This window comes from Pseudomonas fluorescens group sp., assembly GCF_020093335.1.
GTDB lineage: Bacteria > Pseudomonadota > Gammaproteobacteria > Pseudomonadales > Pseudomonadaceae > Aquipseudomonas > Aquipseudomonas petroselini.
Genome location: NZ_JAIOKW010000028.1, coordinates 19,407 through 33,436 on the forward strand (window position 1 = coordinate 19,407; position 14,030 = coordinate 33,436).

The window sequence follows — 14,030 nt, forward strand, 5'->3', positions numbered from 1 at the left end:
TCAGGGCTGATACCCCATCCGCCAACTCACGGCCTGGGTCGCCGCCAGCAAGCGCTGCGCCGCCGGGCCGTCTTCATCGGCGTGGAACAACGAGGTGGGGCCGACCACGGTCATCACCGCCGCCACTTGGCCGACAGCGTTGAACACTGGCGCCGACAACGCATCGACGCCGGGCATCAGCAAACCATGCACAAAGTGCAGGCCACGGCGGCGGATCTGTTCGCAGGCGGTCGCGTAAGCCTGGTCGTCCGCCAGGGCATGGGCGGTGCCGGCCTGGATCTCGCGTTCACGCAGCTCTACGGTTTCCCGCGACGGCAGGAACGCACTGAACACCAGCCCGGTGGACGAACTGAGCAGCGGCAACACCGAACCCAACTGCGTGACCACCGTCACCGCACGCACCGCCGGTTCGATCTGCACCACGGTCGCGCCCTGGTTACCCCACACCGCCAGGAAGCAGGTTTCATTCAATTCATCGCGCAACTCCGCCAGGGGCATCGCGCCGACCTTGAGCACGTCCATGCTGCCCAGCGCCGCCAGGCCCACACGCAAGGCTTCGCGGCCCAGGCCATAGTGATTGGTGGCGGTGTTCTGTTCGGCGAAACCTGAGGCGATCAGCGCCTGCAGGTAGCGGTGCACCTTGCTGGCCGGCATTTGCACGTGCTCGGCCAGGCGTGAAAGCGAGGTCGCCGGTGACAGTTCGGCCAGGGCCTTGAGGATGTCGGTGCCCACTTCGGCCGAGCGGACTTTCTGTTTACCGGTGTCGCGGGGCTTTTCCATGGAGGGGCGAGAATCCGAGAGATGAATGGGCGTCTTTATAGCTTGACGGTCGTTAGTGATCAAATTACGTTATGCGTAACTGGATTACGATAAAAACAACTTCCGTACAGAGGATGATCCATGAACCTCGAATACCTGTCGGGCTTCGGCAATGAGTTCGCCAGCGAAGCCCTGGTCGGCGCACTGCCAGTCGGCCAGAACTCCCCACAAAAAGCGCCCTATGGGCTGTACACCGAACTGTTCTCCGGCACGGCGTTCACCATGGCGCGCAGTGAAGCCCGGCGCACCTGGCTGTACCGCATTCAGCCGTCGGCCAATCACCCAGCGTTTATCAAGCTTGAACGGCAGTTGGTCGGTGGGCCGTTGGGGGCGGTGACGCCGAATCGCTTGCGCTGGAACCCGTTGGATATTCCAAGTGAGCCGACTGACTTTGTCGATGGGCTTGTAGGGATGGTCGCTAATTCCGGGTCGGAAAAACCCTCGGGCATCAGCATCTACAACTACCGCGCCAATCGTTCGATGGAGCGGGTGTTCTTCAATGCCGATGGCGAATGGTTGATCGTTCCCGAACAGGGCCGTCTGCGTATCGCGACTGAATTGGGCGTGCTGGAAGTCGAGCCGCTGGAAATCATCGTGCTGCCGCGCGGCCTCAAATTCCGCGTCGAACTGCTGGATGCGCAAGCGCGCGGCTACGTCGCCGAGAACCACGGTGCCCCACTGCGCCTGCCGGACCTGGGGCCCATCGGCAGCAACGGCCTGGCCAACCCGCGCGACTTCCTGACCCCGGTCGCCCACTACGAAGACCTGAAACAACCGACAACGCTGGTACAGAAGTTCCTCGGCGAACTTTGGGCCTGCGAGCTGGATCATTCCCCGCTCAATGTGGTCGCCTGGCACGGCAACAACGTGCCCTACAAATACGACCTGCGCCGCTTCAACACGATAGGCACCGTGAGCTTCGACCACCCGGACCCGTCGATCTTCACGGTATTGACCTCGCCCACCAGCACCCACGGCCTGGCCAACCTCGACTTCGTGATCTTTCCGCCGCGCTGGATGGTGGCCGAGAACACCTTCCGTCCGCCGTGGTTCCATCGCAACCTGATGAACGAGTACATGGGCCTGATCCAAGGTGCCTACGACGCCAAGGCCGAAGGCTTCGTGCCCGGCGGCGCGTCGCTGCACAGCTGCATGAGCGCCCACGGCCCGGACGGCGAAACCTGCACCAAGGCCATCAACGTGGCGCTGGCGCCGCACAAGATCGATAACACCATGGCCTTTATGTTCGAGACCAGCCAAGTGCTGCGCCCGACCCAGTTCGCCTTGGACTGCCCGCAACTGCAAAACACTTATGACGCGTGCTGGGCCTCGTTGCCCGCCACCTTCAACCCGAACCGGAGATAAACCCATGACGCAGCCAACACTCACCCGCAGCTGGGTGGCCTCCGCGAATGGTCACACCGATTTTCCGCTGCAGAACCTGCCGTTGGGCGTGTTCAGCGTCAACGGCTCCGCACCGCGCGCTGGCGTGGCGATTGGCGACTCGATCCTGGACCTGCACGCCGCGATCGATGCGTTCGACGGTGACGCCCGTCGCGCCGTCGAGGCGACCGCCGGTGGCCAACTGAACGCCTTTTTCGAACTGGGCCGTGGCCCGCGCGTGGCATTGCGCGAGCGCTTGCTGACGTTGTTGGCCGAAGGCAGCACACTGCAGGCGCGTGAAGCGCACGTGTTGCACCGTGCTGCCGATTGCCAGATGCACGTACCGGCGCGGATCAATGACTACACCGACTTCTACGTCGGTATCGAGCACGCGCAGAACGTCGGCAAACTGTTCCGCCCCGACAACCCTCTGCTGCCCAACTACAAGTACGTGCCGATTGGCTACCACGGTCGCGCGTCGACCATCCGTCCCTCGGGCACCGATGTGCGCCGCCCCAAGGGCCAGACCTTGCCCGCCGGCCAGGCCGAACCGATCTTCGGTCCGTGTGCACGCCTGGACTACGAGTTGGAACTGGGCGTCTGGATCGGCCAGGGCAATGAGATGGGCGATTCGATTGCCATTGGTGACGCGGCTGAACATATCGCCGGTTTCTGCCTGCTCAATGACTGGTCGGCACGGGATATCCAGGCCTGGGAGTACCAGCCGCTGGGGCCGTTCCTGTCGAAAAGCTTTATCACCACCATTTCACCGTGGGTGGTGACGGTCGAGGCACTTGAGCCGTTCCGCACAGCGCAACCGGCGCGGCCTGAAGGTGACCCGCAGCCGCTGTCGTACCTGCTGGATCAACGCGACCAGGCAGCGGGTGCCCTGGATATCGAATTGGAAGTCCTGCTGACCACGGCCGCCATGCGTGAGCAAAACCTGCCGGCCTATCGCCTGGCCTTGAGCAACAGCCTGCATATGTACTGGACCGCCGCGCAATTGGTCGCGCACCACAGCGTCAACGGTTGCCAGCTGCAGGCCGGTGACCTGTTGGGTACGGGGACTTTGTCGGGGCCGCAAGCCGGTCAGTTCGGCAGCCTGTTGGAAATGACCGAAGGCGGAAAAAAGGCCGTCGAATTGCCCTCCGGCGAGGTGCGCAAGTTCCTCGAAGACGGCGATGAAGTCATCCTGCGCGCTCGCTGCAGTCGTGAAGGTTTTGCCTCTATCGGCTTCGGCGAATGCCGCGGCACTGTGGTCGCGGCGCGCTAGAAGGAGAGGGGGATGGAACTCTATACCTACTACCGTTCCACCGCGTCGTACCGGGTTCGCATCGCCTTGGCGCTCAAGGGCCTGGATTTCACTGCCGTGCCGGTCAACCTGCTGGTGCCGGCGGGCGGTGCCAATCGCCAACCCGAGTATTTGGCGATCAACCCGCAAGGACGTGTGCCTGCCTTGCGCACCGATGAGGGTGAGCTGTTGATCCAGTCGCTGGCGATCATCGAATACCTGGAGGAGCGTTATCCACAGGTGCCGTTGCTCTCCAACGACCTTGCGGCCCGTGCCCATGCGCGTGCGGTGGCGTCGATCATCGGCTGCGATATTCACCCGCTGCACAACTCCAGTACCCAGAACCTGCTGCGTCAGTGGGGGCATGACGAGGCAAAGGTGCTGGAATGGATTGGCCATTGGATCAGCCAGGGATTGGGCGCGGTGGAACAATTGATCGGCGATCAGGGGTATTGCTTCGGCGACCAGCCGGGGCTGGGCGACGCGTTCCTGATTCCGCAGTTGTATGCGGCCGAGCGCTTCAAGGTGCCATTGGCGGCGTACCCGCGCATCGGACGGGTGGCGGCGTTGGCGGCACAGCATCCAGCATTTGTGCAGGCACACCCCGCCAATCAACCTGACACGCCTTAGGACCCAATGTGGGAGGGGGCAAAAAATAACCTGTGGCGAGGGAGCTTGCTCCCGTTGGGCCGCGAAGCGGCCCCAGCTCTTTGTTTCAAAAGACTGGGACTGCTGCGCAGTCCAACGGGAGCAAGCCCCCTCGCCACAGGTACAGTGTTTGCCCTTAACTGACTGGCATTAGGGCTTGCCCCCTCCCACATTTTGACCTGCGCCACCCTTATAAAAATAATAGGTACTTTGCGATGCTCAATCAGATTGCCAGCTTTCGCGCGGCACTCGACGCTCGTCCGGTCTCGCGCTACCAGTGGTTGATTCTTCTGTTGCTGGCACTGTTGCTGGTGACGGATGGCTATGACGCCCAGGTGTTGGGGTATGTAGTTCCAGCGTTGGCTCAGGATTGGGGGCTGGAAAAGGCCGCATTTGGGCCGGTGTTCAGCGCCAACCTGCTTGGGCTGACCTTGGGTTCGCTACTGGTCACGCCATTGGCGGATCGCTTTGGCGTACGACGCATCCTGCTTGGCTGCGTGCTGATCTACGCCAGCCTCACGGTGCTGATGGTGTTCGCCCACTCACTGACCACCTTGATGGCCGCCAGGTTTATCTGCGGTATCGGCATGGGGGGCGCCATGCCCAGTGCCATGGCATTGATGTCGGACTACTCCCCACCGCGCCTGCGCACGTTAATGGTGACCCTGGCGGCCTGTGGCTTCTCGTTTGGTGGGGCAGCGGGTGGGTTTGTGGCGGCGGGGTTTATCGAAGGCTTCGGGTGGCAGGCAGTGTTTTTGGCAGGTGGCGTAACGCCGCTGCTGTTGTTCCCGTTTCTTGTGCGGTGGTTGCCGGAATCCTTGCCGCGCTTGCTGCGAGATGCGCCGCCGTATGCGCGGCTGCAGGCCGTGACGTCACGCATGCTGCCCGGCTGGCAAGCGCCGCCGGCGAGCGAGGCCGAGAGCCAGCAGGAGCAGGGTAGCAAACTGACCGTCGTGGAGTTGTTCCGCAATGGCTATGCGCGTCCGACGCTGCTGATCTGGGCGACCTTTTTTGTCAGCTTGATCCTGCTGTATTTCATGATCAGTTGGTTGCCGTCGCTGCTGTTGGAAAGCGGGCTGGCGTTGAAAGAAGCCAACCTGGTGACGTCGATGTTCCTGTTCGCCGGCACCTTGGGGGCCATCGGCATGGCCTGGTTCGCCGACCGCTTGCAAAGCAAAGTGCGCCTCCTGTCCGGCGTGATGGCGACGGCGGCGGTGTGCACCATTCTGCTCGGTCTCAACCATGACAACCCGCGCTACCTGGTGGCCTGCGTGTTTGCGGCAGGGTTTTGCATCATCGGTGGCCAGCTGACCCTCAACGCCTTTGCCAGCAATTTCTACCCGGCGCACGTACGCGCTACCGGAACGGGCTGGGCGTTGGGCGTGGGGCGGTTTGGCTCGATCCTGGGGCCGCTGTTTGGCAGCATACTGCTGGCGATGCATATCCCGGTGGAGCAGATTTTTTTCTTTTGCGCGATACCGGCGGTGATCGCGGCGTTGTTGATTATCCAGGTGCGTTCGCCTGGCGGTGTGAGGCCGAACGCCTTGCTGCCGGGCGATATTTTCAAGGCGCCGGGCAATCACTGAGCCAGCGTCAATCAGCGTGGAAGCGCTCGAGAATCGGGCGTCAGTGCACCACTGAATTGGGCGGCAAATGCCCCAGGCGCTCGGTCAGGCGCAGGCGTTGGATCGGGTCTTCGCTGAGCATCAGCGCGTGTTCCAAGTCAAAACGCTCGGCGTTGGGGCAGTCCAGGCGCTGGTACAGGCTGGCCCGTGCCAGGTAATCGGCGGCACTGGCATTGCCCAGCTCCAGCACGCGCTCGGCGTCGACCAAGGCTTCAAGCGGGGCGTCGTTGGCCAGGTGCAATTGCCGCAGGTTGCGTGACAACCGCTGCAGGATCGAACGTGGATCGGCGGTGTGCAGGTGGTCGGCCTGCAACTTGAGGTTGGGGCCGTATTGGCGTTGCAGCAGGTCACGGCAATCATTGGGGTACAGGCGTCGGCCGCCGCACGGGTCCAGAAGGTGATCGGCGCCGGGGACCCGCAGTAGAAAGTGGCCGGGGAAATTCACGCCGACCATGGGGATATCCAGGCGTCGTGCCAACTCAAGGGCGATCAGCCCCATGGCCAAGGGTTGTCCGCGTTTGCGCTGCAAGACCTTGTCCAGCAGCGCGGCAGCGGGGCGCAGTGGCGTGAACTCATCCTGGGCAAACCCCAAGTCATTCATGCGCCGCAACAACGTCTGGCCCAGTTCATCCGCCGGCACCATGGGCATGCCGAGGCTCACCTGCTGTTGCAGCAACGTCAGCTCCTGCAGGATCAGCAATGGCTGCACTGCCGGGTCATGCTCGGCGGCTATCCACAGCGCGGCTTCAAACAGCGCAGGGGGGGAGCGTTCCAGGCAGGCAAAAAAGGCTTTGCGGGGGTTCATTGCATTCTCCGGCGGATGCCCCGTTTTAGCCTTGCTGGGAATTTTCGTCCAGTGGCTTAGGCGATAACCTGTGTGCTTATGTCGCAAGGCCTGCGAAATCGAGCGGCTTATTCCAGCGTATTTCGGCAGGTTTCTGCCGCAAGCCTATACTTGGCCCACTACCAGAAGTGATTCGGGAGCTTGACGATGTTTGCTCTCATGCACAGCACCCGCCTTGAATCGCTGCACTTGAGCGTCGACCCGGCTACCGGGCTGAAGGCGGTCATCGCCATCCATAACAGCCGCCTGGGGCCTGCTCTCGGCGGTTGTCGCTATCTCTCCTACCCCGACGACGAAAGTGCCGTGGCCGACGCTGCGCGCCTGGCCCAAGGCATGAGCTACAAGGCGGCATTGGCCGGTTTGCCGGTGGGCGGCGGTACGGCGGTGATCCTGCGCCCCGGCCATGTGGAAAACCGCGCGGCACTGTTTGAAGCATTCGGCCGTTGTATCGAGCAACTCGACGGCCGCTACATCACCGCCACCGACAGCGGCACCTCGGTGGCCGACATGGACTGCATCGCCCAGCACACCCGCTTCGTCACCAGCACCAGCGCGGCAGGCGACCCTTCGCCCCATGCCGCCATGGGCGTTTTCGCCGGCATCCGCACCACCGCCATGGCCCGCCTGGGCAGCGACAACCTAGAAGGTTTGCGCGTCGCCATCCAGGGCCTCGGTAACGTCGGTTACGCCCTGGCCGAACAACTGCACGCCGCGGGTGCCGAACTGCTGGTCAGCGACATCGACCACGGCAAGGTGCAGTTGGCCATGGAGCAACTGGGCGCGCACCCCATCGCCAACGACGCCTTGCTCAGCACCCCGTGCGACATCCTCGCGCCCTGCGGCCTCGGGGCCGTGTTCAACCGCCAGAGCGTCGGCCAACTGCGCTGCGCTGCCGTGGCCGGTTCCGCCAGTGCGCAATTGACCAACCTGCAAGTGGCTGACCAACTGGAAGGGCGCGGCATCCTCTACGCCCCTGACTACGTCATCAACTCGGGCGGCCTGATCTACGTCGCGCTCAAACACAGCGGGGCAGAACTGCCGACCATCACCGCGCACTTATCCAACATCGGCACGCGCCTCACGGAAATCTTCGCCCACGCCCAAGCCGAAAAACGCTCGCCCGCACGGGTCGCGGATGAATTGGCCGAGCGCCTGCTTTACCAATAGCCGGTTATTAAAAAGGCCCTGAATCGATGATTCAGGGCCTGTTCAATTCGGGCTTTATTCCGCCGGTGCGTTCAGCAACTCGGACAACGCGTCCGGCTGACTCTTGAACGCCTTGGCAAATACATCGCGGTTCTTCGCCATGTAGATCCCGGCTTCTTCCACCTGCTGCTCGCTCAGGGACGGCACGGCTTTTTGCAACACTTCTGCCAGCAACTCAGCGAGTTCAAGCATCTTGTCATGACGGTCAGCTTCGGCTTTATCCATGAACAAACGCTCCAGATCTCGGCTGCTGCGGTATACCACTTCGACGGCCATTCACCACCTCACATGCCTTCACGATAGTTGTCTTTCGCTACTACTGTATTCATATACAGTGAAAAGAGTAAGCCAAACCGTGGGGTTTGGGTAGCAGTTTTTTAATGTAGTCGGGAAATAGAGGTTTGCTACAACGGAAATTTCTGACAACACGGCGAGGTTGCCGGGTAATCCTACGGTGACACCCTCTTCAATGTGACCCCCAACGGGAGCAAGCTCCCTCGCCACAGGTTATGTGCCACTTAATGAATCTGTGTCTCATGTCATGCTGCCACCATCTCATTTCCCAGCCCTGGCCTTTTTTCTGCATGCAGAACAACCGTCACGTCCAACCCGCATTATCCGGTCGAGTCGACCTAAGGAAGCATCATCGTGAAAATCAACTGGGCCGAAAGGCTGCGCCAGCAAGTACATGGTCTGGCCGAGTCCCTGGGCAATCTGTTTGTCGAGTCGTTCCACTACCTGGCGCTGTTCGCCATTGGTGCGGTGACCGCGTGGGCGGCGGTGATGGAGTTTCTGGGGATGCTCGAGAATGGGCATATCAAGATCGATGACATCTTGCTGCTGTTCATCTACCTGGAATTGGGCGCGATGGTCGGGATTTATTTCAAGACCAACCACATGCCGGTGCGCTTTCTGATCTACGTGGCAATCACCGCGCTGACGCGTCTGCTGATTTCCAACGTGTCCCACCACAATCCACCCGACATCGGCATCATCTACCTGTGCGGCGGGATTCTGCTCTTGGCGTTTGCGATCCTGGTGGTGCGCTATGCGTCGTCGTCGTTCCCCTCCGTGAAGGTAGAAGGCCCGCGCCGCAAGGGCGAAGCGAGCCTGGAAACCGAGAAAGGTGAGCTTTAAAGCCCGACACTGAAGGGCAGGGGGCGGTTGGGCGGGCGCTGTAGTACTTTGTGATCGCCATCCGTCATCACCGCCAGGATTTCCATGGCGCTGTGACCCTGCTCGATGGCGATGCCGAATTGGATACTCTGCACCAGACGCTTCAGCCGCTTTGGATCATTGCGTTGTTCGGCGCTGATCATGCGTTTGGCTACCACACCTTGCTCGTTGGAGAGGGTCAGCATGATGCTGCCGTCCAGCCGTTGGATGCTCAAGTTGACACGATATTCTGGCGTGAACGTGTCGGTGATGATCTGAAAAGGATTGTCCATGGTGCGTTACCGCCTGATAAGAACATGCAGTCATTGACGACCGGTGTCGGGTTTAGTTCGCGTCTCCTGACCACCGGCCACTCCGTCGCTGAAGCTTCACAAGATCCGTTTGCTTCAATGCTGTACAGCAAGGGGCGTGCCGTACAGAGATCTTTCAGACAGTGCGATTCCAATGTGGGAGGGGGCTTGCCCCCGATAGCAGTCTTTCCGCCGAGCATTCATTGGCTGACACACCGCCATCGGGAACAAGCCCCTTCCCACCGTTGTTTTGGGTTGCGTTTGAGATCGGTGACCTGTTTCAGGGCAGTACCGAGAAAACGATCGCAGACAGCGCAATCAACCCAATCACCACCACAAACACATTCGACAGCTGACCCGAATACTGGCGTAGAGAGGGCACGCGGCGGATCGCGTACATCGGCATCAAGAACAGCAGGCACGCGATGATCGGCCCGCCCATGGTCTCGATCATGCCCAAGATACTCGGGTTGAAAGTCGCCACGGCCCAGCACGTCAACACCATAAACAGCGCGGTGCAGCGTTCCAGCCATTTGGACGACATCGAACGGTTACGCCCGCGCAGGGATTTGACGATCAGGCCTTGGAAGCCTTCGCTCGCGCCGATGTAGTGGCCGAGGAAGGATTTGGTGATGGCCACCAGCGCGATCAACGGCGCGGCGTAGGCGATCACCGGGGTCTGGAAGTGGTTGGCCAGGTACGACAGGATCGAGATGTTCTGGGCCTTGGCCGCTGCCAGGTCGGCCGGCGACAACGCCAGTACACAACTGAAGCAGAAGAACATCACGGTCAGCACCATCATGCCGTGGGCGGTGGCGAGGATGCCGCTGCTTTTGCGCTCGGCCTGCGGGCCGTACACGCGTTTCTGGTCGACGGCGAACGCGGAGATGATCGGCGAATGGTTGAACGAAAACACCATGACCGGGATCGCCAGCCACAAGGTCTTGAAGAACATCGGCAGCGGCATGCCCTCGCTGGCAGAGGCGAAGAACGCACCGTTCCAGTTGGGGACCAGGCTCACGGCCAGCAGCAACAGGGCGGCAACGAACGGGTACACCAGCACGCTCATGGCCTTGACGATCACGCCCTGGCCGCAGCGCACAATGGCCATCAGTCCGAGGATCAGCACCAGCGACAGGATCGCCCGAGGCGGCGGGGCCATGTGCAGTTGGTGTTCCATGAAACTGCCGAGGGTGTTGGTCAGCGCCACGCTGTACACCAACAGGATCGGGAAGATCGCAAAGAAATACAGCAGGGTGATCAGTTTGCCGGCGCCGACGCCGAAGTGTTCTTCGACCACTTCGGTGATGTCGCCGGATTTGCCCGACAGCACAAAACGCGTCAGCCCACGGTGGGCGAAGAAGGTCATGGGGAAGGCCAGCAGTGCCAGCACGATCAGCGGCCAGAAACCGCCGACGCCGGCATTGATCGGCAAGAACAGGGTGCCGGCACCGATGGCGGTGCCGTAGAGGCCCAGCATCCAGGTGGTGTCGTGTTGGGTCCAGCCGGTGGTCACGGTGTTGTCTGAAACAGGATTTTCGGCAGCAGGTGTACGTACATCGGTCATCGTTATTGCCTCGTTATTATTTTTGCGCGGGCTCACGTTTGGGGCGGGTAGCAGTGCTCCGATCAGCACTCCACCCAGCTGACCGCCAGGCCGCCCCGTGAAGTTTCTTTGTATTTGTCATGCATGTCGGCACCGGTATCGCGCATGGTGCGGATCACCCGGTCGAGGGAAATGAAGTGTTTGCCGTCACCGCGCAGGGCCATTTGCGTGGCGTTGATCGCCTTGACTGCCGCGATGGCGTTGCGCTCGATGCACGGTACTTGCACCAAGCCGCCGACCGGGTCGCAGGTGAGGCCGAGGTTGTGCTCCAGGCCGATTTCGGCGGCGTTTTCCAATTGCTCGGGGGTGGCGCCGAGGATGTCGGCCAACCCCGCAGCGGCCATGGCGCAGGCCGAACCGACCTCGCCCTGGCAGCCGACTTCGGCACCGGAGATCGAGGCATTTTTCTTGCAGAGAATGCCGACGGCAGCAGCGGCCAGGAAGAAATTGACTACGTCGTCGTCAGACGCGTCGGCGTTGAACTTCATGTAGTAATGCAGCACGGCCGGGATGATCCCGGCGGCGCCATTGGTCGGTGCGGTGACCATGCGCCCGCCGGCGGCATTTTCCTCGTTGACGGCGAGGGCGAAGAGGTTGACCCATTCCATCGCCGACAAGGTTGAGGTGATCACATTCGGCTTGCCGATTTCCAGCAGGCTGCGGTGCAGTTTTGCCGCGCGGCGTGGCACGTCCAGGCCACCTGGCAGGATGCCTTCATCGCGCAGGCCTTGCTCCACGCATTCGCGCATCACCGACCAGATATGCAGCAAGCCGCTGCGGATGTCGGCGTCGCTGCGCCAAGCGCGTTCGTTGGCCATCATCAGTTCGGAAACCCGCAAGCCATGCTTGTTGCACAAGGCCAGCAGCTCCACGGCGCTGGAAAAGTCGTAGGGCAAATCAACATCGCTGGTCGGCGCAATGCCGGAGGCGGCTTCTGCCGCTTCGATGATGAAACCGCCGCCCACCGAGTAATAGGTTTGCTCACTCAACAGGCCATTTTCGCCATAGGCGTGCAGGGACATGGCGTTGGGGTGGTAGGGCAGGCTCTCGTCCAGCAGCAGGAGGTCTGTGTGCCAGTTGAAGGCAATGTCTTGTGTGCCTGCGAGTAGCAGACGGCCGGACTCGTGCAATTGCTGGATGCGGGGATTGATCGAGCTCGGATCGACCTGATCTGGCCATTCGCCCATAAGCCCCATCACGCAGGCGCGGTCGGTGGCGTGGCCGACACCGGTGGCGGACAGTGAGCCGTACAGGCGCACTTCCACGCGGCGGGTATCGGTCAGCAATTGTTGGTCGATCAGGGCTTTGGCGAAGGTCGCCGCCGCCCGCATGGGGCCGACGGTGTGGGAGCTGGAGGGGCCAATGCCCACTTTGAATAGATCAAAAACGCTGATAGCCATGCTAAAGCCTTACAAGCAATGGAGTAGAAATCGCTGCCATGTTTTGTAGAGCGAGCGGAATTGGCGCGATACTGAGCCTCTGGATCGGCACTGACCAACGAATTATCCTAAGACACCCTTTAGCAGGACTAAACGCTATGACCCGGCCCCTTCATGGCCAGACGTATGTCTGGCTGCACGTTTTTTCCTGCGCTGCGCGGCATTTGTCGTTTACGCGCTGCGCCGAAGAACTGCACATCACGCCGGGTGCGGTGAGCCAGCAGATCCGCCAGCTGGAGGAGCGATTGGGTTTCCGTTTGTTTCATCGACGCGCGCGTGGGGTAGAGCTGAGTGCCGAGGGGCAGCGTTTGGCGACGACGGTGGGTGAGGCCTACGGCAGCATCGATGCTGAACTGCAGCGCTTGGACGCGGGGATGATCAGCGGCACGTTGCGGCTGCGTTCGATCCCGTCGTTTCTCGGCAAGTGGCTGACCCCGCGTTTGCCGCGCTTGCAGCAACGCTTTCCGGATATCCAATTGCGCATGGTTGCCGAGGACAGCAGCATCGCTCTGCATGAGGGCGATTTCGACCTGGCCATCGACTTGAACGACGGCAGCTACCCCGGCCTGTTATCCACAGCCTTGCTCGACGAGCAGATCTTCCCGGTGTGCGCCCCGAGCCTTCTACGCGGCAGGCCACCGTTGCATGGCCCGGCCGACCTGGTGCATTTCCCGTTGCTGCACGACATTACCGCCTGGCGTGGGAGTTATGAGTACGCAGAGTGGGAGTTCTACCTGAATGCCATCGGCTATCACGACGCCGACGTGCGCCGTGGGCATACGTTCAATCGCAACCACCTGACCATCGAGGCGGCCATTGCCGGCATGGGCGTGGCCATCGCGCGGCGCACCTTGCTCAACGATGAATTGGAGCGCGGCACCTTGATCGTGCCGTTCGGCCTGGCCGTGCCCAATCACAAACGCTACGTGCTGCTCTATGCGCCGGGTGCACTGAGCCATCCGGGCGTGCGCGCGGTGCATGATTGGCTGGTGGAGGAAGCAGGGATTTTCCGCGGATTGCACCCGTTGGGAGAGGGGCAATTGTAAGGTTGGCTGAGCGTAAGAAGATGTAACCAACTCCCCACCCTAACAGCGTTTTTGCTTGTCGTCAGACTTAATTTGTAATGTGGGATTTATCTTTGCAAAGGGGTTGAATTGTTCTTCGGACTGCTCAATTGTGTAATCAAGAGGTCATGGTTTCACCACCCCGGTGTTGCAGTTTGTGACCTCTCGCGAGCTAGCTGAAATAAGGGAAGAACTATGCAAATCCAAGTCAATAGCGATAACCATATTGAAAGCAGCATCCGACTGGAGGAGTGGGTACGTACTACCATTGAGAGCACGCTCGAACGTTACGAAGAAGACCTGACCCGAGTGGAGGTCTACCTGCGGGATGAGAACGGCGACAAGCCCGGTCCCCACGATTTAAGTTGCCGCCTGGAAGCACGGCCAAAAGGCCATCAACCGCTGTCGGTACTGCACAAGGCCGATACCCTGGAACAGGCGATCGACGGTGCGGCGACCAAGCTGGACCATGCGTTGGAACATCTGTTTGGCAGACTGCAAGGCAAGCCACGCGCTGCCGGGAAAAGTCTGTCGGACACCAAGGTCAATGAAGATGAGCTTGAACAGGAGTTTCTGGAAAAAGAACGTGCTGTGTTTAACAGTTGATCACTGAAAGTTCTTTCATCCCCCACTGAACGG

14 protein-coding genes are annotated in these 14,030 nt (G+C 60.9%); 8 read left to right on the top strand and 6 right to left on the bottom strand.

Going from position 1 to position 14,030, the window contains the following annotated elements; all coding sequences use genetic code 11:
- Entirely contained in the window at positions 1-780 is a 780-nt protein-coding gene (locus K7431_RS22825; RefSeq protein WP_012722367.1) for an IclR family transcriptional regulator, read from the bottom strand.
- A gap of 120 nt (positions 781-900) precedes the next feature.
- On the opposite strand from K7431_RS22825, the gene hmgA reads away from it, so the two are divergent.
- The 4 genes from hmgA (at position 901) to K7431_RS22845 (ending at position 5,727) form a co-directional block, all read left to right on the top strand.
- A complete protein-coding gene (gene hmgA / locus K7431_RS22830; protein WP_012722368.1) occupies positions 901-2,184 on the top strand; it encodes a homogentisate 1,2-dioxygenase in 1,284 nt (427 codons plus the stop codon).
- Between the two features lie 4 nt (positions 2,185-2,188).
- Positions 2,189-3,475, top strand: a complete 1,287-nt coding sequence (fahA, locus tag K7431_RS22835; protein ID WP_012722369.1) for a fumarylacetoacetase — start codon at positions 2,189-2,191, stop codon at positions 3,473-3,475.
- Positions 3,476-3,487: 12 nt separating this feature from the next.
- Positions 3,488-4,123: a maleylacetoacetate isomerase gene (gene maiA, locus K7431_RS22840; RefSeq protein WP_012722370.1), complete on the top strand. Its 636-nt coding sequence runs from the start codon at positions 3,488-3,490 to the stop codon at positions 4,121-4,123.
- Positions 4,124-4,356: 233 nt separating this feature from the next.
- Positions 4,357-5,727 carry an MFS transporter gene (locus K7431_RS22845; RefSeq protein WP_012722371.1) on the top strand — a complete coding sequence of 457 codons (1,371 nt, stop codon included), beginning with the start codon at positions 4,357-4,359 and terminating at the stop codon, positions 5,725-5,727.
- Between the two features lie 40 nt (positions 5,728-5,767).
- On the opposite strand, the gene K7431_RS22850 is transcribed toward K7431_RS22845, so the two are convergent.
- Positions 5,768-6,571, bottom strand: a complete 804-nt coding sequence (locus K7431_RS22850) for a SirB1 family protein (RefSeq protein ID WP_012722372.1) — start codon at positions 6,569-6,571, stop codon at positions 5,768-5,770.
- Positions 6,572-6,757: 186 nt separating this feature from the next.
- Here K7431_RS22850 and K7431_RS22855 point away from each other — a divergent pair, with 186 nt between their 5' ends.
- Complete coding sequence (locus K7431_RS22855) at positions 6,758-7,777, top strand: Glu/Leu/Phe/Val dehydrogenase family protein (RefSeq protein ID WP_043204825.1); 1,020 nt, start codon at positions 6,758-6,760, stop codon at positions 7,775-7,777.
- Between the two features lie 54 nt (positions 7,778-7,831).
- On the opposite strand, the gene K7431_RS22860 is transcribed toward K7431_RS22855, so the two are convergent.
- Entirely contained in the window at positions 7,832-8,092 is a 261-nt protein-coding gene (locus K7431_RS22860; protein ID WP_012722374.1) for a YebG family protein, read from the bottom strand.
- A 372-nt stretch (positions 8,093-8,464) separates the two neighbouring features.
- Between K7431_RS22860 and K7431_RS22865 the strand changes: the two genes are divergently transcribed.
- Complete coding sequence (locus K7431_RS22865) at positions 8,465-8,953, top strand: phosphate-starvation-inducible protein PsiE (RefSeq protein WP_012722375.1); 489 nt, start codon at positions 8,465-8,467, stop codon at positions 8,951-8,953.
- Here K7431_RS22865 and K7431_RS22870 read toward each other — a convergent pair.
- From K7431_RS22870 to K7431_RS22880, 3 genes are all read right to left on the bottom strand, one after another.
- Positions 8,950-9,264: a DUF3509 domain-containing protein gene (locus K7431_RS22870; RefSeq protein WP_012722376.1), complete on the bottom strand. Its 315-nt coding sequence runs from the start codon at positions 9,262-9,264 to the stop codon at positions 8,950-8,952. The genes K7431_RS22865 and K7431_RS22870 overlap by 4 nt on opposite strands.
- Before the next feature lie 298 nt (positions 9,265-9,562).
- Positions 9,563-10,849, bottom strand: a complete 1,287-nt coding sequence (locus tag K7431_RS22875) for a serine/threonine transporter (protein WP_012722377.1) — start codon at positions 10,847-10,849, stop codon at positions 9,563-9,565.
- A gap of 62 nt (positions 10,850-10,911) precedes the next feature.
- Positions 10,912-12,288 carry an L-serine ammonia-lyase gene (locus tag K7431_RS22880; RefSeq protein ID WP_012722378.1) on the bottom strand — a complete coding sequence of 459 codons (1,377 nt, stop codon included), beginning with the start codon at positions 12,286-12,288 and terminating at the stop codon, positions 10,912-10,914.
- 137 nt (positions 12,289-12,425) lie between these two features.
- On the opposite strand from K7431_RS22880, the gene K7431_RS22885 reads away from it, so the two are divergent.
- Positions 12,426-13,373 (top strand): LysR substrate-binding domain-containing protein, encoded by a 948-nt coding sequence (locus K7431_RS22885; protein ID WP_012722379.1) that lies wholly within the window; start codon positions 12,426-12,428, stop codon positions 13,371-13,373.
- A 213-nt stretch (positions 13,374-13,586) separates the two neighbouring features.
- Positions 13,587-13,997, top strand: a complete 411-nt coding sequence (locus K7431_RS22890; RefSeq protein WP_012722380.1) for an HPF/RaiA family ribosome-associated protein — start codon at positions 13,587-13,589, stop codon at positions 13,995-13,997.
- The last annotated feature ends 33 nt before the right edge of the window (positions 13,998-14,030 follow it).

What these genes read in the sequence shown, in the direction of transcription:
- K7431_RS22825 (WP_012722367.1), bottom strand. Translation starts at nt 780, where the DNA reads ATGGAAAAGCCCCGCGACACCGGTAAACAGAAAGTCCGCTCGGCCGAA.
- hmgA (WP_012722368.1), top strand. Translation starts at nt 901, where the DNA reads ATGAACCTCGAATACCTGTCGGGCTTCGGCAATGAGTTCGCCAGCGAA.
- fahA (WP_012722369.1), top strand. Translation starts at nt 2,189, where the DNA reads ATGACGCAGCCAACACTCACCCGCAGCTGGGTGGCCTCCGCGAATGGT.
- maiA (WP_012722370.1), top strand. Translation starts at nt 3,488, where the DNA reads ATGGAACTCTATACCTACTACCGTTCCACCGCGTCGTACCGGGTTCGC.
- K7431_RS22845 (WP_012722371.1), top strand. Translation starts at nt 4,357, where the DNA reads ATGCTCAATCAGATTGCCAGCTTTCGCGCGGCACTCGACGCTCGTCCG.
- K7431_RS22850 (WP_012722372.1), bottom strand. Translation starts at nt 6,571, where the DNA reads ATGAACCCCCGCAAAGCCTTTTTTGCCTGCCTGGAACGCTCCCCCCCT.
- K7431_RS22855 (WP_043204825.1), top strand. Translation starts at nt 6,758, where the DNA reads ATGTTTGCTCTCATGCACAGCACCCGCCTTGAATCGCTGCACTTGAGC.
- K7431_RS22860 (WP_012722374.1), bottom strand. Translation starts at nt 8,092, where the DNA reads ATGGCCGTCGAAGTGGTATACCGCAGCAGCCGAGATCTGGAGCGTTTG.
- K7431_RS22870 (WP_012722376.1), bottom strand. Translation starts at nt 9,264, where the DNA reads ATGGACAATCCTTTTCAGATCATCACCGACACGTTCACGCCAGAATAT.
- K7431_RS22875 (WP_012722377.1), bottom strand. Translation starts at nt 10,849, where the DNA reads ATGACCGATGTACGTACACCTGCTGCCGAAAATCCTGTTTCAGACAAC.
- K7431_RS22880 (WP_012722378.1), bottom strand. Translation starts at nt 12,288, where the DNA reads ATGGCTATCAGCGTTTTTGATCTATTCAAAGTGGGCATTGGCCCCTCC.
- K7431_RS22885 (WP_012722379.1), top strand. Translation starts at nt 12,426, where the DNA reads ATGACCCGGCCCCTTCATGGCCAGACGTATGTCTGGCTGCACGTTTTT.
- K7431_RS22890 (WP_012722380.1), top strand. Translation starts at nt 13,587, where the DNA reads ATGCAAATCCAAGTCAATAGCGATAACCATATTGAAAGCAGCATCCGA.